At 65.6% G+C, this 22,767-nt stretch carries 20 protein-coding genes; 8 read left to right on the top strand and 12 right to left on the bottom strand.

Annotated features, from left to right (window positions below; translation table 11 throughout):
* The first annotated feature begins 90 nt into the window (after window positions 1–90).
* A complete protein-coding gene (locus tag BST27_RS32405) occupies window positions 91–249 on the top strand; it encodes a hypothetical protein (protein WP_170062312.1) in 159 nt (52 codons plus the stop codon).
* Here BST27_RS32405 and BST27_RS13200 read toward each other — a convergent pair.
* From BST27_RS13200 to BST27_RS13185, 4 genes are read right to left on the bottom strand one after another with little or no spacing between them, the layout of a single operon-like run.
* Window positions 246–1,010, bottom strand: coding sequence for an Rv1352/Rv1906c domain-containing protein (locus tag BST27_RS13200; protein WP_232007366.1), 765 nt, complete (start codon window positions 1,008–1,010; stop codon window positions 246–248). The genes BST27_RS32405 and BST27_RS13200 overlap by 4 nt on opposite strands.
* A gap of 9 nt (window positions 1,011–1,019) precedes the next feature.
* Complete coding sequence (locus BST27_RS13195) at window positions 1,020–1,874, bottom strand: carboxymuconolactone decarboxylase family protein (protein ID WP_069420750.1); 855 nt, start codon at window positions 1,872–1,874, stop codon at window positions 1,020–1,022.
* Window positions 1,875–1,913: 39 nt separating this feature from the next.
* Window positions 1,914–3,287, bottom strand: coding sequence for a metallopeptidase TldD-related protein (locus tag BST27_RS13190; protein ID WP_069420751.1), 1,374 nt, complete (start codon window positions 3,285–3,287; stop codon window positions 1,914–1,916).
* A complete protein-coding gene (locus BST27_RS13185) occupies window positions 3,284–4,801 on the bottom strand; it encodes a TldD/PmbA family protein (protein ID WP_069420752.1) in 1,518 nt (505 codons plus the stop codon). Before BST27_RS13185 ends, BST27_RS13190 begins: the two co-directional genes overlap by 4 nt.
* Before the next feature lie 62 nt (window positions 4,802–4,863).
* Here BST27_RS13185 and BST27_RS13180 point away from each other — a divergent pair, with 62 nt between their 5' ends.
* The 3 genes from BST27_RS13180 (at window position 4,864) to BST27_RS13170 (ending at window position 7,955) form a co-directional block, all read left to right on the top strand.
* The gene (locus BST27_RS13180; RefSeq protein WP_197518157.1) at window positions 4,864–5,733 is read left to right on the top strand and encodes a carbohydrate ABC transporter permease; all 870 of its coding nucleotides are present in this window, start codon (window positions 4,864–4,866) and stop codon (window positions 5,731–5,733) included.
* A complete protein-coding gene (locus tag BST27_RS13175; RefSeq protein ID WP_069420754.1) occupies window positions 5,720–6,553 on the top strand; it encodes a carbohydrate ABC transporter permease in 834 nt (277 codons plus the stop codon). The genes BST27_RS13180 and BST27_RS13175 overlap by 14 nt, the downstream gene beginning before the upstream one ends.
* Before the next feature lie 79 nt (window positions 6,554–6,632).
* Complete coding sequence (locus BST27_RS13170; RefSeq protein WP_069420755.1) at window positions 6,633–7,955, top strand: ABC transporter substrate-binding protein; 1,323 nt, start codon at window positions 6,633–6,635, stop codon at window positions 7,953–7,955.
* A 134-nt stretch (window positions 7,956–8,089) separates the two neighbouring features.
* On the opposite strand, the gene BST27_RS13165 is transcribed toward BST27_RS13170, so the two are convergent.
* The 5 genes from BST27_RS13165 to ddaH form a co-directional block, all read right to left on the bottom strand.
* The gene (locus BST27_RS13165; RefSeq protein WP_069420756.1) at window positions 8,090–8,749 is read right to left on the bottom strand and encodes a TetR family transcriptional regulator; all 660 of its coding nucleotides are present in this window, start codon (window positions 8,747–8,749) and stop codon (window positions 8,090–8,092) included.
* A gap of 164 nt (window positions 8,750–8,913) precedes the next feature.
* Window positions 8,914–9,792, bottom strand: coding sequence for a universal stress protein (locus BST27_RS13160; RefSeq protein ID WP_069420757.1), 879 nt, complete (start codon window positions 9,790–9,792; stop codon window positions 8,914–8,916).
* Window positions 9,789–11,255: an amino acid permease gene (locus BST27_RS13155; protein ID WP_069420758.1), complete on the bottom strand. Its 1,467-nt coding sequence runs from the start codon at window positions 11,253–11,255 to the stop codon at window positions 9,789–9,791. Before BST27_RS13155 ends, BST27_RS13160 begins: the two co-directional genes overlap by 4 nt.
* Before the next feature lie 30 nt (window positions 11,256–11,285).
* Window positions 11,286–12,503, bottom strand: a complete 1,218-nt coding sequence (rocD, locus tag BST27_RS13150; protein ID WP_069420759.1) for an ornithine--oxo-acid transaminase — start codon at window positions 12,501–12,503, stop codon at window positions 11,286–11,288.
* Window positions 12,500–13,357: a dimethylargininase gene (gene ddaH, locus BST27_RS13145; RefSeq protein ID WP_069420760.1), complete on the bottom strand. Its 858-nt coding sequence runs from the start codon at window positions 13,355–13,357 to the stop codon at window positions 12,500–12,502. The genes rocD and ddaH overlap by 4 nt, the downstream gene beginning before the upstream one ends.
* 125 nt (window positions 13,358–13,482) lie before the next feature.
* Between ddaH and BST27_RS13140 the strand changes: the two genes are divergently transcribed.
* Window positions 13,483–13,929: an Rv2324 family transcriptional regulator gene (locus BST27_RS13140; protein WP_069420761.1), complete on the top strand. Its 447-nt coding sequence runs from the start codon at window positions 13,483–13,485 to the stop codon at window positions 13,927–13,929.
* Window positions 13,930–13,935: 6 nt separating this feature from the next.
* On the opposite strand, the gene BST27_RS13135 is transcribed toward BST27_RS13140, so the two are convergent.
* Together BST27_RS13135 and BST27_RS13130 are read right to left on the bottom strand one after the other, a co-directional pair.
* On the bottom strand, window positions 13,936–14,799 hold the full coding sequence (locus BST27_RS13135; protein WP_069420762.1) for a CbiQ family ECF transporter T component: 864 nt from the start codon (window positions 14,797–14,799) through the stop codon (window positions 13,936–13,938).
* Window positions 14,796–16,763: an ATP-binding cassette domain-containing protein gene (locus BST27_RS13130; RefSeq protein ID WP_069420763.1), complete on the bottom strand. Its 1,968-nt coding sequence runs from the start codon at window positions 16,761–16,763 to the stop codon at window positions 14,796–14,798. The genes BST27_RS13135 and BST27_RS13130 overlap by 4 nt, the downstream gene beginning before the upstream one ends.
* 208 nt (window positions 16,764–16,971) lie before the next feature.
* Here BST27_RS13130 and BST27_RS13125 point away from each other — a divergent pair, with 208 nt between their 5' ends.
* Together BST27_RS13125 and BST27_RS13120 are read left to right on the top strand one after the other, a co-directional pair.
* Window positions 16,972–17,448: a MarR family winged helix-turn-helix transcriptional regulator gene (locus BST27_RS13125; RefSeq protein ID WP_069420764.1), complete on the top strand. Its 477-nt coding sequence runs from the start codon at window positions 16,972–16,974 to the stop codon at window positions 17,446–17,448.
* Between the two features lie 108 nt (window positions 17,449–17,556).
* Complete coding sequence (locus tag BST27_RS13120) at window positions 17,557–20,022, top strand: ABC transporter permease (RefSeq protein WP_232007367.1); 2,466 nt, start codon at window positions 17,557–17,559, stop codon at window positions 20,020–20,022.
* Here BST27_RS13120 and BST27_RS13115 read toward each other — a convergent pair.
* The gene (locus BST27_RS13115; protein WP_232007372.1) at window positions 19,945–20,634 is read right to left on the bottom strand and encodes a VIT1/CCC1 transporter family protein; all 690 of its coding nucleotides are present in this window, start codon (window positions 20,632–20,634) and stop codon (window positions 19,945–19,947) included. The genes BST27_RS13120 and BST27_RS13115 overlap by 78 nt on opposite strands.
* A gap of 171 nt (window positions 20,635–20,805) precedes the next feature.
* Here BST27_RS13115 and BST27_RS13110 point away from each other — a divergent pair, with 171 nt between their 5' ends.
* Entirely contained in the window at window positions 20,806–22,737 is a 1,932-nt protein-coding gene (locus BST27_RS13110; protein WP_069420767.1) for an acyl-CoA dehydrogenase family protein, read from the top strand.
* Window positions 22,738–22,767: the final 30 nt, after the last annotated feature.

Here is a 22,767-nt window from a genome sequence, read left to right as displayed (position 1 = left end):
GGCGAATTATCAGACTCATGACAGCGGCGTTGATGGGCAAGCGTGCCACTTAAACGTATTGACGAATTGAAGCCCGGAGACAGGATCCGCATGAAGATCGGGCACGCCACCGTCGTAGCGACTGAACCCCTTGAGGACGACCGAACTCTGCTGACTTTCCTCTACGGGACGAAAGGCGCCGCCGACAACGACGTCACTGTCGACGTCCTCGACGAGGACGAGTGGGGTTGGGACGAGGGACAGAGCTAGTACAAGTAGACGACGGCGTCATTGCCGCCGTTGCAGACCACCAAAGACCCGTTGGGAATGCATGTCATCGAGTACTGCTGGCCGGTCACCGGACTCTCCGCGTAGACCTGCCGCGGGGCCGAAGTCGGCGGGCCGCCGGCCCCGTAGGCCTGTCGTACCCGTTCGGCGAAAGCACACGTCGTGGCGGTGGACCCGACGGCGGCATGCGTCAAGCCGCTGACCGGCTCGTCGCTCGTCGGGCACGTGTTGGCGCCCGGCGGCAGGGACACCGGCGTGGTCGCCGAGGTCAGGGCGCCCGACGATTGCGGCGTCCAGTCGCCGCAGTGCTTGGTCTTGAACGCTGCGTCTGAGGGCAGGATCCGCACCACCTGCGGTTCGGTACCTTCGCCGTGTTCAATCACGTCCCTGGACGTCCCGCTGAGCCCCCGCAATCGCTCCCAGGAGCAGGAATCCCCACCCGACGATCGATAGGTCCCGGGCTGCAGGTCCTCACCCATCCGAAACGTGCCGTCACCCGGCAGAGTGCGGGCAGCCCCGGGCGTGGCGGACACAGAGGTTGAGGTCGGCGATGTTTGCGACGTCGTTGTGGACGGCAGCGGCGGCACGGTCGTCCCCGGGTAGATCGGCGGCAACTGTGTTCCGGTGGTCGTGCGATACGTCGGGCTGGGCGCCGCTGATCTGGTGCCGCCGCCCGAGCAGCCGACGACCGAACAAATGACCAATCCCCCGACCGCGACGGCAAAAAGCGCTCTACCTGCCATGACTTCTCGTCAGCCGAACACCGGCTGACCGTCAGCACCGGTGGTGTACCGCTGGGTACCGGAGTCCACCCGTGGGGCATCGGCACCTAGCGAAACTGCAATCTTGTTACTCGCGTTACGCATGATGTCCAAGGTCAGCTCAACCGCCTCCACCGCGCTGAACCGGGAGCGCACCTCTTCGACATCGTCGGCGACGAGGTGCGCAGGCGTCCAAATTAACCCATCCGCATAATGCAGCGCTGCTTTTGCGCGGGGATCGAGGCGCCTCGACTCCTCGTAACGATTGACATCCTTGTACAGCGTCTCCGATCCACCGGCGTCCAGCGCGTCGCCGTCACGCAACGATTTGCACAGTCGGCAGTTGTGCTGCCAGGCCCCCCGGAGCCGGACCAGCTCGGTGAGGATCGGGTCCAGCGCGCGCATCCGGGCCACCGCCGGCATGAAGCGCTGGAACACCGCGTGGGACACGTCGGTGTTGTGATCCCAGGCGATCGGGCCGCCTACCCAATTCAAATATTCGCCGCCCACCCCCAGCGCTTCCAGCCCGGCGCGTACCCGCGGCACGAAGTCGGCGATGTATATCGACACCACCACGCCAAAGACATCGCGCCCCAACGCCTTCAGCAACCGCGACCGCTGTGCGTCGGTAATCGCCGAGACGTCGGCGCTGAATTGTTCGGCGAATTCGGCGACGGCAACCTCAGCTTCCGACTCCGGTTCGGTCACCGCAACCTCGCTGGGCAACGGCGGCAACGACAACGTCTGCGCACACACCCACCGAGCCAACCCCGTCATGCGACCGTCACCGGGCGACAACGCCACCAACCGCGCGAGGTCGTCGCGAACCGAAACCGGGGCAACCATCCCTACAAGCTAGAACGCCACTGCTTCGGCAGCAATCGGCTACTGCGCCGGGCTCACCGAGGACATGTGGAAGTCGGGAATCCGCAGCGTCGGCATTGCCGCCCGGGTGGCCCAGTCCCCCCATTCCCGCGGCAATGTCGTCTCGCTGAGACCGGCCTCGGTGGCCCGCCGCAGCAAATCGAGCGGGCTTTCGTTGAAGCGGAAGTTGTTGACCGCCGCGGTCACCTCACCGTCCTCGATGAGGAAGACGCCGTCTCTGGTCAGCCCGGTGAGCAGCAGTGTGGTGGGGTCCACCTCACGGATGTACCAGAGCGTGGTCAGCAGCAGGCCGTGTTCGGTGCTCGCGATCATGTCGGCCAGGTCAAGAGACCCGCCCGTCATCACCAGGTTGTCGGCCGCGACCGCGACTGGCGCGCCGTACTTGGCCGCCGTGGCCCGCGGATAGGCGAGCGCGTTGATCACGCCATCGCGGATCCAGTCCACCTGGCCGATCTCCATCCCGTTGTCGAACACCGACACCGTCTCGCTGGAACTGCTGACCGCAACAAACGGCGTGCACGTCAGGCCTGGTGCCCGCGGATCGGAGAACATCGTGAGCGGTAGGTCGGTGAGCCGCTCCCCCACCCTGGTCCCGCCACCCGGCGCCGAGAGCGCGGTGCGGCCCTCCTGCGCTCCACGTCCGGCCATCGACCACGCGAGATAAATCATCATGTCGGCGACTGTCGAAGGCGGCATCAGCGTTTCGTAACGCCCCGCCGGCAGTTCGACCGTGCGATCAAACCAACCAAGCTTGAGAGTCAGCTCCTCGAGGAGCGCATCCGTTGGTACGTCAACGAAATCGGGCGTACCGATACCCGCCCACACGCTGGCGTGACCGCGCTTGGCGTTGATCTCGACCGCACCGGTGGGTTGGGTGTGACGCCGTCGCAATCCCGTCGACGAGGCCAGGAACGTCGTGGCGACACTGTGGTGGGCGAAGCCGTACAGCAGGTCATCGCCCCGGAACGCCCGGTTCAGTCTGCCGACCAGCGGACCGAACACTTCCGGTCCGGTGCCCGGTATCGGCGCATCCCAATCGATCGGGTCGCCGGCGTCCCCCAGCAACGGGGCAGCATCACCAGCCTCGGGCGCAGAGTGTGCCGCCTCCTGCGAGGCGGCCACCAGCCCGGGAACCGACGTCGGATCCACCTCAGCCGACACCACGCTACCCACTCGGGCGCTATCACCTTGGCGCACAATGGAAATCACGGACAGGCTGCGACTCACCGCGATCCCGTTCGTGGTCATCGAGTTACCCGCCCAGCGCAGCGTCGCCTCCATCTTGTCGGTGACGATCACCATGGTCTCGTCGGCCCGCCCCGCCTTTGCCGCTTCGGCCAACACGATGTCGACCAGGTGCTGTGGAGTGATCATCGGCCGCCCTCGGTCCGGGTGTTGAGCACATTGATGCCGCGGAACAATGCCGACGGGCAGCCGTGGCTGACGGCCGCCACCTGCCCTGGCTGCGCCTTGCCACAGTTGAACGCACCACCCAGCCGCCAGGTTTGCCAGCCGCCCACCGCTTCCATGGAGTTCCAGAAATCTGTGGTGGTGGCCTGATAGGCGACGTCGCGCAACTGTCCGAACAGGGCCCCGTCGCGAATCCGGTAGAACCGTTGACCGGTGAACTGAAAGTTGTACCGCTGCATATCGATTGACCACGATTTATCGCCGACGATGTAGACCCCGTCATCGATGCGGGCGATCAGATCCGCCGTGCTGATGTCTTCCTCGCTGGGCAGCAGCGAAACATTGGCCATCCGCTGGATGGGCACATGGTGCGGCGAGTCGGCATAAGAGCACCCGTTGGAGCGCTCCTGCCCCAACCGCGGCGCGAACACCCGGTCGAGTTGATATCCCACGAAAATCCCATCGCGCACCAGATCCCACTTTTGGGCAGCCACCCCCTCGTCGTCGTAACCCACCGTCGCCAAACCGAATTCGGCGGTGCGGTCGGCGGTCACGTTCATCACCGGCGAGCCGTAACGCATGTTGCCCAGCTTGTCCGGCGTGGCGAACGACGTTCCGGCGTAGGCGGCCTCGTAACCGATAGCGCGGTCGTATTCGGTTGCGTGACCGATGGATTCGTGGATGGTCAGCCACAGGTTCGTCGGGTCGATGACCAGGTCCGTCGGGCCCGGCATCACGCTGGGCGCCTTGACCTTCTCGGCCAGCAACGACGGCAGTTCGGCGAGTTCCTCGCTCCAGTTCCACACCTCGTCGCCGGCCACCGCTTCCCAGCCGCGGGCTGTCGGCGGCGCCAGGGTCCGCATCGATTCGAAACTGCCCTCCGCGGCGTCGACAGTCATCGCCTCCAGCACCGGCAGCACCCGTACCCGTTGCTGGGTGATCGACGACCCGAACGTGTCGGCATAGAACGTCTGTTCCTTGACGGCGGTCAACCGGGCCGACGCATGGTCGACGCCGTCGGCCGCCAGCAACCGCCCGGAGTATTCGGCCAACACTTCGATCTTGTCGGCCGTGGGAATGTCGAACGGATCGATCTGGTAGCTCGACACCCAGGTGGCGTCGGTGTACACCGGTTCGGCGGCCAGTTTGATGCGCTCTTTGTTCAGCGGCGCCAGCGTGGTCGCCACGTGTACCGCCCGACGCGCGGTCGCCGCCGCGACGAACGGCGACAGCTCCGCGTGGGAGGCAAATCCCCACGTCCCGGCGACGATCACCCGCACGGCCAGGCCGCATTCGCGGTTGATGACCGCGGTCTCCAACTCGCCATCGCGCAGCTGGATGATCTCGGTGCTGATCCGATGGATCCGCACATCGGCGTAGCTGGCTCCCGCCGCGGTCGCGGCCGACAACGCGGCCTCGGCTATTTCAGCGCGGGGCAGGTTCAGGAAGTCCGGATCGATCTCCCGATGTGGCGTCACGGCTAACACCGTAACGACCTACCCAGACTGCAGGCTTTAATACCTCCATGACCGGCGCGGCGATGAAGAAGCGGTCTCGGACAACCGCCCTGGCGTATGCCTTGCTGGCCCCCAGCCTGTTCGGGGTGGTCGCGTTCTTGTTGCTCCCGATCCTCGTCGTGGTGTGGCTGAGCCTGTACCGCTGGGACCTGCTGGGCCCCTTGCACTACGTCGGCCTGGCCAACTGGAAGGCGGTGCTGACCGACGGCACCTTCGCCGACTCGCTGTTGGTGACGGCCATCTTCGTGGCGATCGTGGTCCCGGCCCAGACTGCGCTCGGGCTGCTCGCCGCGATGCTGCTGGCACGTGAGCTGCCTGGCAACAATTTCTTCCGCACGCTCTACGTACTACCCTGGATTTGCGCGCCCCTGGCGATCGCGGTGATCTGGCGCTGGATCCTGGCCCCGACCGATGGGGCGGTCAGCGCCATACTGGGACGTCGCATCGACTGGCTGACCGATCCCGACCTCGCGCTGCCGCTGACCGCGTCCGTCGTCGTCTGGACCAACATCGGGTATACCGCCCTGTCGTTCTTGGCCGGGCTGTTGGCCATTCCCGACGACATTTACGCGGCGGCTCGCACCGACGGCGCCAACGTGTGGCAGCGGTTCTGGCGCATCACCCTGCCGATGTTGCGGCCGACGACGTTTTTCGTCGTGGTCACCGGAATCGTCAGCGCCGCACAAATTTTCGATATCGTGTACGCATTGACCGGAGGCGGCCCGGGGGGCAGCACGGACCTGGTGGCCCACCGCATCTACGCCGAAGCGTTTGGCGCCGCGGCCATCGGGCGGGCGTCGGTGATGGCGGTGGTGCTGTTCGTCATCCTGGTCGGCGTCACCTTCATTCAGCACCTGTATTTCCGCAGACGGATCACCTATGACCTCACCTAGTTTTCGCTGGAATCTGTCGACGTGGGCCATCTACGCCGTCCTGCTGTTGGGCGCGGTGATCACGTTGGCGCCATTCCTGCTCGGACTGCTCACCTCATTCACGTCAGCGCGTCAGTTCGCGACGGGCACTCCCCTGGAATGGCCGCGGCCTCCGACGTTGGACAACTACACCGACCTGGCCGGCGCGGGCTTCGGCCGGGCCGCCGCGGTGACGGCGTTGATGACCGCGGTGATTCTGTTGGGCCAGATGACGTTTTCGGTGCTGGCCGCCTACGCGTTCGCCCGTCTGGAATTCCCCGGCCGCGACGTCCTGTTCTGGGTGTACATCGCGACCTTGATGGTCCCGGCCACGGTCACGGTCGTGCCGCTGTATCTGATGATGGCCCAGTTGGGTCTGCGCAATACCTTCTGGGCGTTGGTACTGCCCTTCCTGTTCGGCTCGCCGTACGCGATCTTCCTGCTGCGCGAGCACTTTCGCCTCATTCCGAACGACTTGATCAACGCCGCGCGCCTCGACGGTGCCAACACCTTGGACGTGCTGGTGCATGTGATCCTGCCGTCGAGCCGTCCTGTGCTGGCGACGCTGACGCTCATCACGGTGGTCTCGCAGTGGAACAACTTCATGTGGCCGTTGGTGATCACCAGTGGACGCAAGTGGCGGGTGCTGACCGTGGCCACGGCTGACCTGCAGTCGCGGTTCAATTCCCAGTGGACGTTGGTGATGGCGGCGACGACAATCGCGATCGTGCCGCTGATCGTTCTGTTCGTCGCCGCGCAGCGCCACATCGTGTCGTCAATCGTCGTCTCGGGACTCAAGTGAGCATGCCGGGCAACGAGATTGCCGCCACGGCTGCTGTTCGCGCATATCCACGACCACCACGGCAATCTCGGCGGAAGACATGACCCGGCCTCGCTTCTCGACGATGGCCGCGGGCGCCTTGGTGCTGGTCGCGGTGCTGTTGGCGGTGATGGCCGTGCTGCTCAATCAGGCCGGCGAGCCGCCCAAAGGCAAAATCGTGGTGACGGTGCGGTTGTGGAGCGAACCCATCGCGTCGGCGTACCAACGATCGTTCGAAGCGTTCACCCGCACGCACCCCGACATCGAGGTGCGCACCAACATCGTGTCCTACGCGAACTACTTCGACACGCTGCGCACCGACGTGGCTGGTGACAGCGCGGAAGACATCTTCTGGGTGTCCAACGCGTATTTCGCAGCGTACGCCGACAGCGGCCGGCTGATGCCGGTCAACGTCGAGCCGGACTGGGAACCCGCGGTGATCAACCAGTTCACCCGCAACGGGGTGTTGTGGGGTGTTCCCCAGCTGACCGACGGTGGCATCGCATTGTTTTACAACGCGGACCTGCTCGATGCGGCCGGCATCAATCCGGTCGACCTCGACACGTTGCGGTGGAGTCCCAATGATCGGGAGGACACGCTGCGCCCACTGTTGGCCCGCCTCACCGTTGACGCCGACGGACATCGGGCGAACTCACCGGATTTCGATTCTCGACGCGTCTGGCAGTGGGGGTACAACGCGGCCAACGACCCCCAGGGGATCTATCTCAACTACATCGGCTCGGCAGGCGGTGTCTTCCAGCGCGACGACGAGTTCGCGTTCAACAATCCCGCCGCGATCGAAGCGTTCCGCTACCTCGTGCGGCTGATCAACGAGGACAACGTCGCGCCCCCGGCATCCGACACCAACGACAACGGGGATTTCTCCCGCAACCAATTCCTGGCCGGCAAGATGGCCCTGTTCCAGTCCGGCACCTACAACCTCGCGTCCGTGGCCCGCGACGCCCCCTTCCGCTGGGGTGTGGCGATGATGCCCGCCGGCCCGAAGGGCCGGGTCAGCGTCACCAATGGCATTGCCGCAGCAGGAAATTCGGCGACCAAGCACCCGCAGGCGGTACGTGAGGTACTGGCGTGGATGGGCAGCAGGGAAGGGAATGTCTATCTGGGTCGCGAGGGCGCGGCCATCCCCGCGGTGTTGTCAGCCCAGCCGGTGTACTTCGAGTACTGGAAAGCCAAGCGAGTGGACGTCGCACCGTTCTTCGACGTCCTCAAAGGTCCACGCATTCCGGCCCCCGGCGGTCCGGGCTTTCCCGCTGGATACGAGGTGCTGGAATCCTATTTCGACGACATGTTCCTTGGCCGCACCGATGTGGCAACAACTTTACGGCAGGCCCAAGACGCGGCCAATGCCGCAGCGCGGCGCTAGCCCGGCGCTAGCCCCGGCTAGCCCGGGTTAGCCCGGGTTAGCCCGGCGCGAACGCCACTCTGGTGTGACGCTCGACGGCCGCCGCCACTCTGGCGTGACGCTCGGCGCGGCCTGCGCGGCCACACGGGCGCGCCTCAGCTTGCTTCTGCGATGACGTCGATGCAGGGCGCGAATACGCGCGCAATCTCGACTGCGGCATCCGCCGAATTGTCCGGCGGCAGGGCCAGGAAACTCAGCGCGGCACGCGCGATTGCCCGAGCCATCATGGCCGCGTCATCCGCATTGGCGCGCACCCAGCTTCGCTGAAAGATCTCCGCTAGTTGTTCGCCGGCGTAGTCGAGGATGAATTGACTTTCGACCGTGATCATGCGGAGAAGATCGTTGGGGGCATCCTCGTTGCGGAGCACACGCACGAGTGGGTCGTTGTCGACGTGGTTGAAGAACTCGGTGAAAGTCAAATACAGGGTGTGGTAGCCGTCGCCGGGCCTGGCTTCTATGGCTTTTTCGAGTCCGACGATGATGGCGTCGGTCAGTCGCAGCGCGTACTTGCGAGCGAGTCCGATTCGCGAGCCGAACTCGTTGTACAGGGTGCCCCGGCTGATGCCCGCCGCGGCCGCAATGCCTGCCATGGTGATCGACGACCATTTCCGTTCCAGAAGCATCCGTTGCATCGCGTCTAGGACCGCGTTGCGCATCATCGACACGGCAGTGTTCTGGTACCTGCTGCGATTTCGCGGCAGTGCCGAGGGGCGAGGGTCATGTCGCGCGTGCGCGAGTCCGTGTTGAAGCGTCATCGAGGGCTCCTCACCTCGTCACTGCTGGGTGGAACAGTGTTCATGACCACCGGTCATATGACCACTGGTCATGAACATATCAGGCAATTTGTTCAAGTGGTACATCTTTCTCCAGATTTGTTCAAAATCTGGCATAGGCCGAGGTCAGGCCGTCTTTGGCGCCGTCAACCCGGCAGCACCAGCACCGGCACCGGGCTATGCCGGATGATCTTGCCGCTGTGGGAGCCGAGAAAAACCCTTGTGATCTCGCCCCGGGGCGAGGTGCCCAGGACCAGAACCTCGCCGTCCTTCCAGTCCGCCGATTCCAGCGCCTGTTGCCAGCCGTTTCCGGTAACCACCTGCAGCACAACGTCTTCGTCGACGACGCCGTCCGCCTTGAGGCGTTGCTGCATCTCGCGCGCTTGCGCAGCCCACGCCTCGAGGACGCCGGCCTCGGCGTGCAGTCCCACCTCGGGTGGATACATCGTGCGTCCGCGGGCCGCAAAGGTGATCACTCGCAACGGCATCCCGTATCGCTTGGCCATCCCGGCGCAGCGGCGCACCACGTGGGTCGATTCCGCGGTCGCCGCGTAGCCGCACGTGAGCCGGGTGAATCTGGCTGAGCGGCAATCGTATTGGCGGGGGCTGAGGGCAACCGGCACCGGCGAGGAATGGAGCAGCGAGTCGGCCGTCGAGCCGATCAACACCCGCGTGCGTCGCCCGCCGGCATACGAGCCCAACACCACCAGGTCGGCGCCGGTCTCCGCCACCACCGCGAGCAATCCACCTGGAACCGACCGGTGGGCGCTACGGCGGTAGTTGACCTCGACCCCGTCGGCCAACGTGCGCAGGTAGCGCTGGGCCTCTTTGGCGGAGTCGACGGCCAGCTGTTCGGCCCATTGCTCGTATTCGGCGTCGACGCGCGCCAGTGACGGTGTCGGCCAGCGCGGCGGCACGATCGTGGCCACGGTGAGCGACGTACCCAGGGTCCGCGCCGCTCGCACCGCCAACTGCAACGCCGAGGGACCGACCCTGCCGGCCAGGTAGCCCACGACGACGGTCACGCAGGATCCTTGTCCGCGACCGTGTTGGGAGCCTCGTTGAGCGCACTGTGGTGACGCCCCCACACGAAGTAGTAGACCAGCGCCACGACGAGCCAGCCGCTGAACGCGATCCAGGTGTACCAATGCAGACTGAAAAACAGGTAGCCACAAGCCAGCACGGAGAGAACGGGTGTGACGGGATAACCGGGCACCCGGAAGCCGCGGGGCAGCTCGGGTTGGCGCACCCGCAGGATGATCACCCCGAGAGACACCACGATGAATGCGGTCAACGTGCCGATGGACACCATGTCCGCCAGGTGATCCAGTGGGATGAACGCCGCCAGGGCCGATGCCGCGGCGGCGACGATCAGCGTGTTGTTCACCGGAGTCAGGGTGCGCGGGTGCACCCTCGCGAACGGTTTGGGCAGCAGCCCGTCGCGGCCCATCGCGAACAGGATGCGGGTCATGCCGTAGAGGGTGATCAATGTGACGGTGAAGATCGAGATCACCGCACCCGCCGCCAGAATGGTGCTCGCCCAATGTCCGCGTGTGACGTTGTCCAGGATGGTGGCCAGTCCGGCATCTTGCTGTCCGGCAAAGTCGCGCCATGGCTGGGTGCCCAGCCCGGCCAACGCAACCAGCACGTAGACGCCGGTCACGACGATGAGCGCCGCGATCACGGCGCGCGGCAGGGTCCGCTGGGGGTCCTTGACCTCCTCACCCGCGGTCGACACGGCATCGAGGCCGATGAAGGTGAAAAAAATCGTGCCAGCGGCGGCACCGACGCCGGCGGCCCCGAACGGGGCGAAGTCGCTGAAGTGGTCGGCGTCGAAGGCGGTGAACGCGAGGACGGCGAACATGGCCAGCACACCGAGTTTGATCAGCACCATGACCGTGTTGACCTTGGCCGACTCGCTGGCACCCCGGATGAGCAGCAGCGCGCACATCACGATCAGGACGACGGCGGGCAGATTCACGTACCCGGGCTCAGCCCCCGAGTGTGCATCCCACGGCGCCTCGGACACCGCGCGCGGCAGGTGGAACCCGAACACGTTGTGCAGCAGCTTGTTCAGATATCCGCTCCAACCGACCGCAACGGCCGCCGTGGCCACGCCGTATTCGAGCAACAGGCAAGCCGCGACGCACATCGCTACCGCTTCGCCGAGCGTGGCGTAGGCATAGGAATACGACGACCCGGAAATGGGCACCGCAGAAGCCAACTCGGCATAGCAGATCGCGGCGAGTCCGGCGGCGACGCCCGCGATGACGAAAGAGATGATGACGGCGGGGCCCGCCTGGGGTACGGCTTGGCCCAGCACGATGAAAATGCCGGTGCCGATGGTGGAACCGACGCCGAACATGGTCAGTTGAAAGGTGCCGAAGCTCCGCTTGAGGCCACCCTCGGCCTCATCTTGTCCAGAACTGACACCGACCGGGCGGCGTCGCAGCATCTGCTTTTTCAGGCTGATCGAAGTAGCCGGCAATTGCGCGCCTCCCGTCGCTAAGCCAGCTAATTATGCCCCCTGGAGCACCTCCGCAAACTGATCCACCGCCCAGTCGATTTCGCGTTCGGTGATCACCAACGGCGGAGCGAAGCGCAGCGTCGAGTCGTGCGTGTCCTTCACCAGCACACCCCGCTCTGCCAGGCGCAGACAGATCTGCTTGCCGCTGCCCAGTGACGGCTCGACGTCGACACCGGCCCACAAGCCCAGACCTCGGACCGCCACCACGCCCGCACCGATCAACCCACGCAGCCGGTCGTGCAACCGCTCACCCAATCGAGCTGAGCGAGCCTGAAATTCGCCGCGCTGCAGCATGGCCACGACCGTGCTGCCGATGGCCGCCGCCAGTGGGTTGCCCCCGAAGGTCGAGCCGTGCTCACCGGGGTGCAGTACGCCGAGGATGTCGCGGTCGGCCACGACCGCAGACAGCGGGACCACACCGCCGCCGAGTGCCTTGCCCAGCAGGAAGACGTCCGGCACAACACCCCAGTGGTCACAGGCGAAGGTGTAGCCCGTACGGGCCAGCCCGGATTGGATTTCGTCGGCAATCATCAGCACGTTGTGTTCCCAGCACAATGCTCGGACGTCCGGCAGGTAGTCATCCGGCGGGACGATGATGCCGGCCTCGCCCTGGATGGGTTCGAGCAGCACCGCGACGGTGTTGTCGTCGATGGCGCGCGCCAATGCGGCGGTGTCGCCAAACGGCACCGAGCGAAAGCCTGGCGTGAAGGGCCCGAAGCCGTTGCGCGCTACCGGATCGGAGGAGAAGCTGACAACACTGATGGTGCGGCCATGAAAGTTGTTGTCCGCGACGATGATATTGGCCTGCCCGTCGGGGACACCCTTGATTTCGGCACCCCACTTGCGGGCCACCTTGAGTCCGCTTTCGACGGCCTCAGCACCCGAATTCATCGGCAGCACCATGTCTTTGCCGCACATGTCGGCCAACGCCGCGCAGAATGGCCCGAGCCGGTCGGAGTGGAATGCCCGGCTCACCAGGGTGACGGTGTCGAGTTGGGCGTGCGCCGTCGCGATGATCTCCGGGTTGCGGTGGCCGAAGTTCACCGCCGAATACGCCGCGAGGCAGTCCAGGTAGCGCCTTCCGTCAATGTCGGTGATCCATGCGCCCTCGGCGCTGGCCGCCACCACCGGTAGTGGTGAATAGTTGTGTGCTGCATGCCTTTCCATCAAGTCGATAGGCGACAAGGCCTGCGTGTCGAGAATCGTCACTGGTGTACCTCCAAGGTGCAGCACTTGACCGAACCGCCGCCCTTGAGCAGTTCGGAGAGATCGACACCGACGGGCTCGAATCCGGCCGCCCGCAGCTGCGCGGCGAAACCCGATGCCGCAGCGGGCAGCACCACGTTGCGGCCATCGGAGACCGCGTTGAGGCCAAAAGCGTAGGCGTCCATGCTGCCGACCGCGATGGCGTCGGGGAACAACTCGGCCAACGTGGCCTGCGCCGCCTCGCTGAACGCCGGTGGGTAGTACGCGATCGTACGGTCGTCGAGCACGGCCAGTGCGGTGTCGAGGTGATAGAAGCGAGGGTCGACCAGTTCCAGCGACACCACCGGAACCCCGAGCAGCGCGGCGATTTCACCATGCGCACGCAGGTCGGTGCGAAAGCCGTAACCCGCCAACACCGTCTCACCGATCAGTAACAGGTCGCCCTGACCCTCATTGACATGGCGGGTTGACACTGGCCGGTAGCCCGCCGATGACATCCACCGGGAGTAGGCCTTGGACTCCCCGGATCGCTCCGCAAACCGGAATCTGGCAACCACGGCAATGTCGTGGGCGATGAACCCGCCATTGGCGGCATAGACCATGTCGGGCAGCCCGGGGACCGGTTCGACAACCTGCACCGTATGTCCCAAGCGCAGATAGGTCTGACGAAGGGTCTCCCACTGGGCCATCGCGACACCGACGTCCACCGGGGTGGTGGTGTCCATCCAGGGGTTGATGGCGTACTCGACGGCGAAGAACGCAGGCGGGGTCATGGCGTAGCGGCGGGCCCGTGAGGTGCGGATGGGGGCCGGCCATTCGGCGTCTTGCCATGCCGGAGCGACGTAAAAGTCCGTCATAAATCCACCATATTTGCCCTTATTTGCACAAGCAAACGACGAATCTTGCTTATATATGACTAAAATATTGTGCGAAATCCTGCTAACCGATGATTTGTTGCGCGAAGGGCAGACGGGGGTGCGAGGTGGACCGGCTTGATGAGACTGACGAGCGCATCCTGGTCGAACTGGCCGAAAATGCGCGGGCCACGTTCGCCGAGATCGGGCTGAAGGTGAACCTGTCCGCGCCGGCGGTGAAGCGCCGCGTCGACCGACTGGTCGACAGCGGCGTCATCAAAGGCTTCACCACCGTCATCGACCGAAACGCGCTGGGCTGGAACACCGAAGCCTACGTGCAAGTGTTCTGCCGCGGCAGGATTGCGCCCGATCAGCTACGGGCGGCGTGGGTCGACATCCCCGAGGTCGTCACCGCGGCCACCGTGACCGGAACGTCCGACGCGATCCTGCACGTCCTCGCCCGCGATATGCGGCACCTGGAAACCGCACTCGAGCGCATCCGGTCGAGCGCTGACATCGAACGCAGCGAAAGTGTTGTCGTGCTGTCGAACCTTATCGACCGGATGCGGCCCTGAAACGCTCTAGTAGCTCGTGATAAAGATCGTGTCGATCGCCACGGCCGCAGCACTGGCCGCGAGGGTGAGCCCGATCGTCACCCAGTCTGCGAGCTTGGGACGCACCGGCTTTGCCGACAACTGACCGATGCCGCCACGTGCGGTGATCGCGTCACCCATCTCGTCCCCCCGCCGCAGCGTCACGGTCATCGCCGCGGCGAGCAGATCGATCATCTCCAGCCAGCGCTGGCGGCGCCGCGCCTTGCGGCCCTTGACCACTTGTTTGGGTCGCAGGCGCCGGGCGGCGTAAAGCACCTGGAATTCGTCGATCAGCATCGGGAAGGCACGCAACGCCAACGCCAGCGTGGCCGCCCATTCGTCCACCGGTATTCGCAACAGTCGGAGCGGACGCCCCAAGGTGGCTACCGCGGGCCCGATTTCGGCGATATTCGTGGTCCAGGACACCATCGCACCCAACCCGAGCAACAGGATGGACAGCGCGGTGATCCGCAGGAAATTCAGCGCCCCGCCGAGTCCGACCTCGACTCCGTGAATGGTGATCTCCGGAGTGCCGCCGGCCAGTGCGGCGGTGATGAAGCCGATCGCAATGACGATCCACAGCCAGCGCGGCACCGAAGGCAACGCGCCGCGCGGTATGTGCGCAAGCCGCGCCGCGACCAGCACCAGGGCCGACATCAAGCCGATCGACACCCAACCCGGATAGAACGTGAGCAGCAGCGAAATTCCAAACACCACAAGCAGTTTGGTTCCAGCCCACATGTTGTGGATGACCGAGTCGCCGGGCACCGGAACCAGCAACACGACCGGACGGCCGGGCCGCTTCGCTCCGCGGCGGTTCGCGGTCGAGGACTTCACGACGGACGAAGTCATGATGCTGCTCCCGCTCCCGGCAACGACACCGTCGGCGCCGATTCCACCGTGCCGTTGCGCAGATGCAGCGTGCGCGGACAGAGTCCTTCCATTCCGGCGAAGTCGTGCGAAATGACGACGACCGTCAAGCCCTGCTCGCGGCGCAGGTTCTCCAACAACCGCAGCAGACTGCGTTGACTGGCCGTATCCAGCCCCGCCAACGGCTCGTCGAGGATCAACGCCCGGGGCGAACACGCGAGGAGGCCCGCCAGGACCACACGGCGCATCTGACCACCGCTGAGTCGGTCGATGCTGCGCTTGCCGAGCGCCGGATCCAGTCCCACCACGCTCAGCGCCCTGGCCACCCGCTCCTCGTCGCGATGCGAAAAGCCCGCCGCCGACGCGACTTCGAGGTCCACGCGACTGCGCATCAGTTGCAGCCGAGCCGCTTGGAACGACAAGGCCACCGCGCCGACCTGCTCGTGTGTCGGCCGGCCGTCGAGCAGGCAGGCGCCCGTCGTCGGAACCGTGAGCCCGGCCATGATCCATGCCAGCGTCGACTTACCCGAGCCGTTGCCGCCGTGGATCAGCACGCCGTCGCCCTGCTCCACGACGAAATTGATGTCGTGCAGCGCGGTCTTGGCCCAGGGGGTGCCGCTGCCGTATTCGTGTCCGACACCGATGAGTTCGAGGGCCGGCTTGTGGTCGCCGTCGGCGCCGACGGCCGGCATCGGCACATCCGAGGTCTCGAGTCCGGCGTTGTCCGGCGAATCGCTGAGCTTGATCGTGCGGTCGGCCGAATCGGCCTCGTTGTTGTAGTGCGTGATGTGCACCAGCGCGGTCCGGTGTCGTTTGGTCAGTCCGGACAGCACGCGCAGCAGCCCTTCGCGGCCTTCCTGGTCAACCATCGTGGTGACCTCGTCCGCGATCAGCATGGCCGGCTCCCGGGCCAACGCCGCCGCTAGCGCAAGGCGCTGCAGTTCCCCGCCGGACAGGCCGCCGGTGTCCCGTTCGGCCAGGCCCTCGAGGCCCACCTCGGCGAGCAACTTGTCGACGTCGATCTTGGTGCCCGGTGGCAGTCCCCAGACCACGTCGTCGGCAACCCGGGTGCCCAGGACCTGGCTTTCCGGGTGCTGCAGGACAACCGCCGTGCCCCCCAACTTGCCCAGGCCCACCGACCCGGGGCGCTCGAGCGTGCCCGACGTCGGCTCGCGACCGGCGAGCAGCAACATCAGCGTGGTCTTTCCGGAGCCGTTGGCGCCGGTGATCGCCAGGTGTTCGCCGGGATTGACCTCAAGACTGATCTCGGGCAACGCGTCTTGGCCGGCTCCGGGATACCGGAAGCGCACGTTGGTCAAACGCACCGGGACCGGCCCGATCGGGCCGTCATCATGCACGGGAGCGTCCAGCTTGTGCACGTCGGGCACCCCGCGCATCCGCTCCAACAGTCGCGACAGTGCCCACCACCCGATCAGCGACACGATCACGATGCCGACGGTGAAATAGACGAGCAGCACCCAGGGCCAGTAGTGCAAGCCCTGCGCGAAGTACCGCTCAAGGTCGGCGCCGACGCGCGGCAAGCCAATCCGGCCCAGGAACGACGAGAACCCTTCGACGTTGGCGGTCATCACCTTGAAGATCAGCGAGCGCAGCCGGGTCATTACGGCCAACAGGCCGACCATCGCGCCGCCGAAAATCAGTCCGGCGATCAGGGACGCCACAATCACCGTCGGCGTGCCGCGACCTTTGCGCTTGACCAGGCCGGTCAGCCCGCCGATGTAGGCGCTGTGGACGACGCCCATGAAGCCGCCCGGGCCGGCGATCAGGAAGGCGATCATGCCAGCGCCTACCGTCGCGGCGGTCAACACCCGCAACCGGTAGCGATACGCCAGCAGGCCGGTGGGCACGGTACCCAGCAGCGCAAGGCCGGCGGCAAAGGGGACGACGACGGAGATGATGGCGGTCACCGCGCACAACGCGGCCATGACCGATGCTTGAGCCAGTTCGCCCGGACGAAGCGGACCACGCTGATGGTGGATATGTGCGGGGTCCGGCGAGCTCACTTCACCGATTCTGCCAGGACAGACGCTAAGCCGGTGCACTACACCGCTTTCCACGCACCCGCGCATGAGCTCGCGAAACACGCTGGTCCACGGTTGGTCTCGCATAGCAAAGCTATGCAACGATGGGCATATGAGTTCATCCGCCGTCGGTCGAGACACCGAAGCCCTGCACGGCCTGGGAGCCGACCTGCTGGCCGTCGTGGCGCGGCTCAACAGGCTGGCCACCCAGCGAATCCAAATGCCGCTGCCCGCGGCGCAGGCGCGACTGCTGGCCACGATCGAAGCTCAGGGCGAAGCACGCATCGGCGATCTGGCCGCCGTCGACCACTGCTCGCAACCCACGATGACCACCCAGGTTCGCCGACTCGAAGAAGCCGGCCTGGTGTCACGCACCACCGACCCCGGAGATGCGCGGGCGGTCCGCATTCGCATCACGCCTGACGGAATTCGCACCCTGAATGCGGTCCGCGCCGACCGGGCGGCCGCGATCGCACCGCAACTGGCTCGGCTCGAACCGAGCGAGCGCCAGGTGTTGGCCGAGGCTGTCGAGGTGCTGCGCCGCCTGCTCGACAATGCCGCCGCGGCACCGGGCCGCAATACTCTGTAATCAGTAGTCCCTTCTCATGCTGGACTGGTAATCGTGAGTAGTAGGCGTAAGCGGGTAGGTATCTAGCCCCAGCATCAATAGGGTGGCGGCCATGCGAAGCGAGGCACTTTGACATCGAACACCTCGCTATTGACCGTGTGGGTCGGTCCGTTGCATTACGTCTTTCATCCTGGCCGCGACGTGATCGTCGGCGTCGGCGACGAGTGCGACATCCGGCTGGACCGGCCCGGCCTGGTGGACCAGAACACCCCGCCAGAGCTGATCCCGGACTTGGTGCTGCGGTACAGCGCAGCCCATTGGGTGGCCATCGACCGCAGCGGCCGCGGCCTCTACGTCGGACGCGCCCGGGTGTCGACACTGGATATCGCCGATGGGCAGTCGATTACTTTGAGCGACCCGGAGCAAGGGCCGCGATTGAGCTTCCAACTCGGGGCGCCCCCTGGTCCGTCGGCACAACCAACCGATCCGCCGCGGCCGGTGCCGCTGCCATCTCTGGATCCGGCGGCTGCCGAAGCGCATCCCGAACCCCCGGCCCCCGTGCCCGCCGCACCCACAGAACCTGTTGCGCCCGAACCGGCCACCCAGCACCATCCGACCGAATGGGAGACCACACCGCTACCCGTCCCGCCGGAGCCGCCACCGGCCGCGCCGCCCGAACCGGCGTCGACGGAGCTGATCGAGGTGCCCTACCGGCCGGCCGGCGAAGAAGCCCCGACACCGCCAGCTCACACCGGCGCGGGCGCAATATCGGACACCGGGACGGACACCGGCTCCGCTGAGCCCTACCCGACAACCAGCCGGCTACCGCTACAACCCGGCGCCCGGACAATCGGTATCTCCGCGTACCAGCTGGGCCTCACCGTCAATGGACAGGCGCTGCTGTCGAACATCACGTTCACGGCGCGCCCGGGTTCGCTCGTCGCGGTCGCGGGACCGTCGCGGGGCCGCAACTCCGCTCTCCTCGGGGTGCTGGGCGCCACCCGAGCGCTCACTTCCGGGGTGTTGACGGTCGACGGGCACGACGCGCATGCCGAGCCGGAAGCGATGCGCTTCCGGGTCGGGGTCGTGTCCGGCGACGAACGCGTGCATCGGCATCTCACCGTCGAACGAGCACTGGAATACGGCGCCGAGCTGCGTTTACCTGCCGACACGCCACCCGACCATCGGCGTCGGGTGGTGGACCAACTCATCGATGAACTCGGGTTGGCCCCATACCGCGAGACCCGGGTGGGCAAACTGCCGCCCGAACTGCGCCGCTGCGCATCGCTGGCGGTCGAGCTGCTCACCAGGCCGTCGCTGCTGGTGGTCGACGAGCTGACCGCGGGCCTGGATCCCGTGCAGGAAAATCACGTCATGTCGGTACTGCGCAGACAGGCCGACCTTGGCTGTGTGGTCGTCGTAGCAACCCCCGCACTGGCGCATGTCAACACGTGCGACCAAGTGCTGGTGCTGACCCCGACCGGAACCTTGGCGTTCGCCGGGCCACCCACGCAGCTCGAATCCGCCTTCGGCACCGTCGACTGGTATCAGATCTTCGGGCGGATCAGCGCCGACCCGCAGGGAGCCCACCAGGCGTTTCTCGACCGCCAACAGGCGTCGGTCTGGCTTACGCCGCCGTCGGTGGCCAGACCGATGCGGCCGCCGGCCAGTCCCGGTGTTGGCCGGCAACTGTGGTTGATGCTCCGGCGGCAGGCTCGACTGTTGGTCGCCGGCCACTTCTTCTTGCTCTTCCTGCTGCTACTGACGTCTGCGCTGGCCGCGTTGCCGCTGCTGGTCCCTGGCAGTTCCGGCTTCAACCGGTCCGATCCGTCCGGCCCCAACCCACATCAAGCCATCGAAATCCTGGCCGCGCTGAACATCGCCGCGGTGATCGCGGGCACGACACTGACCATCCGCGACATCGTCGGCGAGCGCCTGATTTTTCGACGAGAGCAGGCCGTCGGGCTGGCCTCGTCGGCGTATCTGCTCGCCAAGCTCATCGTTTTCGGGGCGGTCGCGGCCGTTCAGGCCGCCATCCTGACCACCGTCGTCATCGTCGTCAAAGGTGGCCCGGCCTACGGCGCGACCCTGCTCGGCAGTGCGGATGTGGAGCTCTATGCGGCCGTGGCCGCAACGACCGTCGTGTCGGCGATCGTCGGGCTCGCGTTGTCGTCGTTGGGCAGGTCGCTGCGCGAGGTGTTACCGCTGTTCGTGCCGGTCGTGTTGGCATCGGTGCTGTTCGCGGGAGGCATTCTGCCGCTGGTCGGCAAATGGGGCCTCGACCAGATTTCCTGGTTGATTCCGGCCCGCTGGGGATTCGCGGCGTCGGCCGCCACGGTTGACGTGCGCAGGGTCGACGCGCTGGCCATCCACAACGAGACATGGACCCACTACGCGGGCTGGTGGGTGTTCGACATGGGCATCCTCGCCGTCCTCGGGGCGCTGTGGGCCGGCTTTGTCCTCTATCGACTACGCCCGGTGACCCCTGCCAGCGCTCGAGGCCAGCACGACCATCCTTCAGATGAGGGAGGCAACGAGCAGGCCAACCAAATAGGTGGCGGCCACGGCGATCGCGCCGAAGGCCAGCTGCCGTAAGGCAGCCCACCAGATCGGCCTGCGGGTGAACGGCGCGGTCAGGCCACCGGCAACCATCAACCCGATCCCCCCGCACAGCAGCCCGGGCACCAATGACCCATACCCGAGAAGGTATGGGAGCAGCGGGATTAACGCTCCGATGGCGAACATCGCGAAGGATGACGTCGCGGCCAACCGGGCCGACGGTTTCTGGGCGGGATCGACGCCGATCTCCTGCACCAGATGGAAGCCGATCGCCTTGTTTTCATCGCGGTGGATTTCCTCGGTAGCGGCACGCGCGGTCGCCTCGGTCATGCCCATCCGCATCAGCATTGCGACCAGTTCCTCGCGTTCGGCCTCCTGACGGGTGCGGAACGCGCGACGTTCGACGTGCACTTCCGAGTCGATCTGTTCGTTGGCGGTGGTCACCGACGTGTACTCACCCAAGGCCATCGAAAACGCCCCGGCTAACAGGCCGGCGATGCCGCTGACAACGGTGGCGTGGGCGCTTTCCGCGGCGGCCACGCCCGCGATCAACGCGGTATTGCTGACCAGGCCGTCCATCGCCCCGAAGGCGGCCGCTCGCAGCCACCCCCCGCTGACGTCGGAGTGAGAGTGTCCGACATCAGACATCTGGGCCGGTTCGGAATGACCGTCCGCGTCGTCCAAATCTTTCTGGGGCATTGCGCTATCTAAACTCAACTCGCGGTGGGTGTTTTCGGGCGGTCGGCCATGGCGGCGTCACGCACGCAATTGAATGCATAACTTTATTCCCGCGACGCAAATTGCGCGTTACGGTCGAGTATGGCCCAAACGACAAGTACTGCCGAACATCTACGCAACGCGTTGGACGGGCGTTGGCGCGACGTCAAGAACCTGACGCGGAAACAGCTGCATCACGAAGCGTTCCGCCCGCACTACACGCCCAACACGGCCATCGCCCGCGCGAAGGTCGCCGAGCAGATGCAGATCATGGCCACGGCGGGCGTGTCCGACGAGGGGTTCCGCAAAGAACACGGCGGCACCGGCGACGTCGGCGCGGCGATCACCATGATCGAGATGGTGGCCATGTCGGACCTGTCGCTGATGGTCAAGGCGGGCGTGCAATGGGGCCTGTTCGGTGGTGCGGTGGAAAACCTGGGCACCGAGCGGCACGCGGAATACGTGAAGAAGACCATCACCCTCGAACTGCTCGGTTGTTTCGCGATGACCGAGACCGGGCACGGCAGCGACGTCCAGGCGTTGGAGACCACGGCGACCTACGATCCCGAGACCGAAGAGTTCATCATCGACTCCCCCACCCCGACGGCGCGCAAGGACTACATCGGCGGCGCCGCCGAGACGGCAACCATCGCAGCGGTTTTCGCGCAGCTGATCACCCACGAAGACGGCAAACCGATCAACCACGGTGTGCATTGTGTGTTGGTCCCGATCCGCGACGCCGACGGCAATGACCTCCCGGGTGTGACGACATCGGACTGCCACTACAAGGGGGGTCTGCCCGGTGTGGACAACGGGCGCATCATCTTCGACCACGTCCGGGTTCCGCGCGAGAACCTGCTGAACAAGTTCGGGGAGGTTGCGCCGGACGGCACGTACAGCTCACCGATCGACAACCCGAATCGCCGGTTCTTCACCATGATCGGCACCTTGATCCGCGGCCGGGTCACGGTGGGCGGCAGCGCCGGCGCCGCCGCCCGCGTGGCGTTGGACATCGCCACCCGATATGCGTTGCAGCGCAAGCAGTTCAGCCGACCCGACGGCGAGGAAGTGGTGATCATGGACTACCTGGTGCATCAGCGCCGGCTGCTCCCATTGATCGCGCGCTCGTATGCGCTGCAGTTCGCGCAGAACGAGTTGGTGTCCAAGACCCACGACCTGCAGACCTCGGACGTCGTCGACAGCGAAGAGCAACGCGAGCTGGAGGCTCGTGCCGCCGGGCTCAAGGCGGCCAACACCTGGCATGCCAGCCGGGCCATTCAGGAGGCCCGAGAGGCCTGTGGCGGTGCGGGCTACATGGCCGAGAACCGATTGATCGCCCTGCGGGCCGACACCGATGTCTTCACCACCTTCGAAGGCGACAACCACGTGCTGACCCAGCTGGTGGCCAAAGAACTGCTGACCGCCTACGCCGACGACATCAAGAGCATGAGCCCGGTGGAGTGGGTCCGGTTCGCGGCCAACACCGTTAGCGATCGGGTGATGAAACGCACTGCGGCCGAGGCGATCATGCAACGCATCGTGGATGCCCGACAGGACAGCGAAGAAGAGGGCAGCCTGTTCAACCGCGGTACCCAGGTCAACATGTTCGAGGAACGCGAAGAGTATCTGGTGTCGTCGGTGGCCCGTCGGCTACAGGCAAAATCCAAGGAGATGTCGGCCTTCGACGCCTTCAACGCGGTCCAGGACCACGTGCTGCACGCGGCGCAGGCGCACATCGACCGCGTCGTGTTGGAAGCCTTTGTCGCCGGAATCGAGTCGTGCGAGGACCGAGAGGCCCGCGAGTTGCTCGACTTGGTGTGCGACCTCTACGCGTTGTCGGTGATCGAAGAAGACAAGGCGTGGTACATCGAGCACACCTATCTGTCGACAGAGCGTGCCAAGGCGGTCACCCGCGGCATCAACGACCGCTGCCGGCGGTTGCGCCCGCACGCCCAGACACTGGTGGACGGCTTCGGCATCCCAGAACCGTTGCGGTACGCCGAGATGCTGCACCCGGAGAATCTGCCCGACTAGAGAACAACCGTGAAGCGTTGCACACCAACG

The organism is Mycobacterium intermedium, assembly GCF_002086275.1.
Taxonomy (GTDB): Bacteria; Actinomycetota; Actinomycetes; order Mycobacteriales; family Mycobacteriaceae; genus Mycobacterium; species Mycobacterium intermedium.
This window is presented reverse-complemented; position numbering and strand designations above follow the sequence as displayed.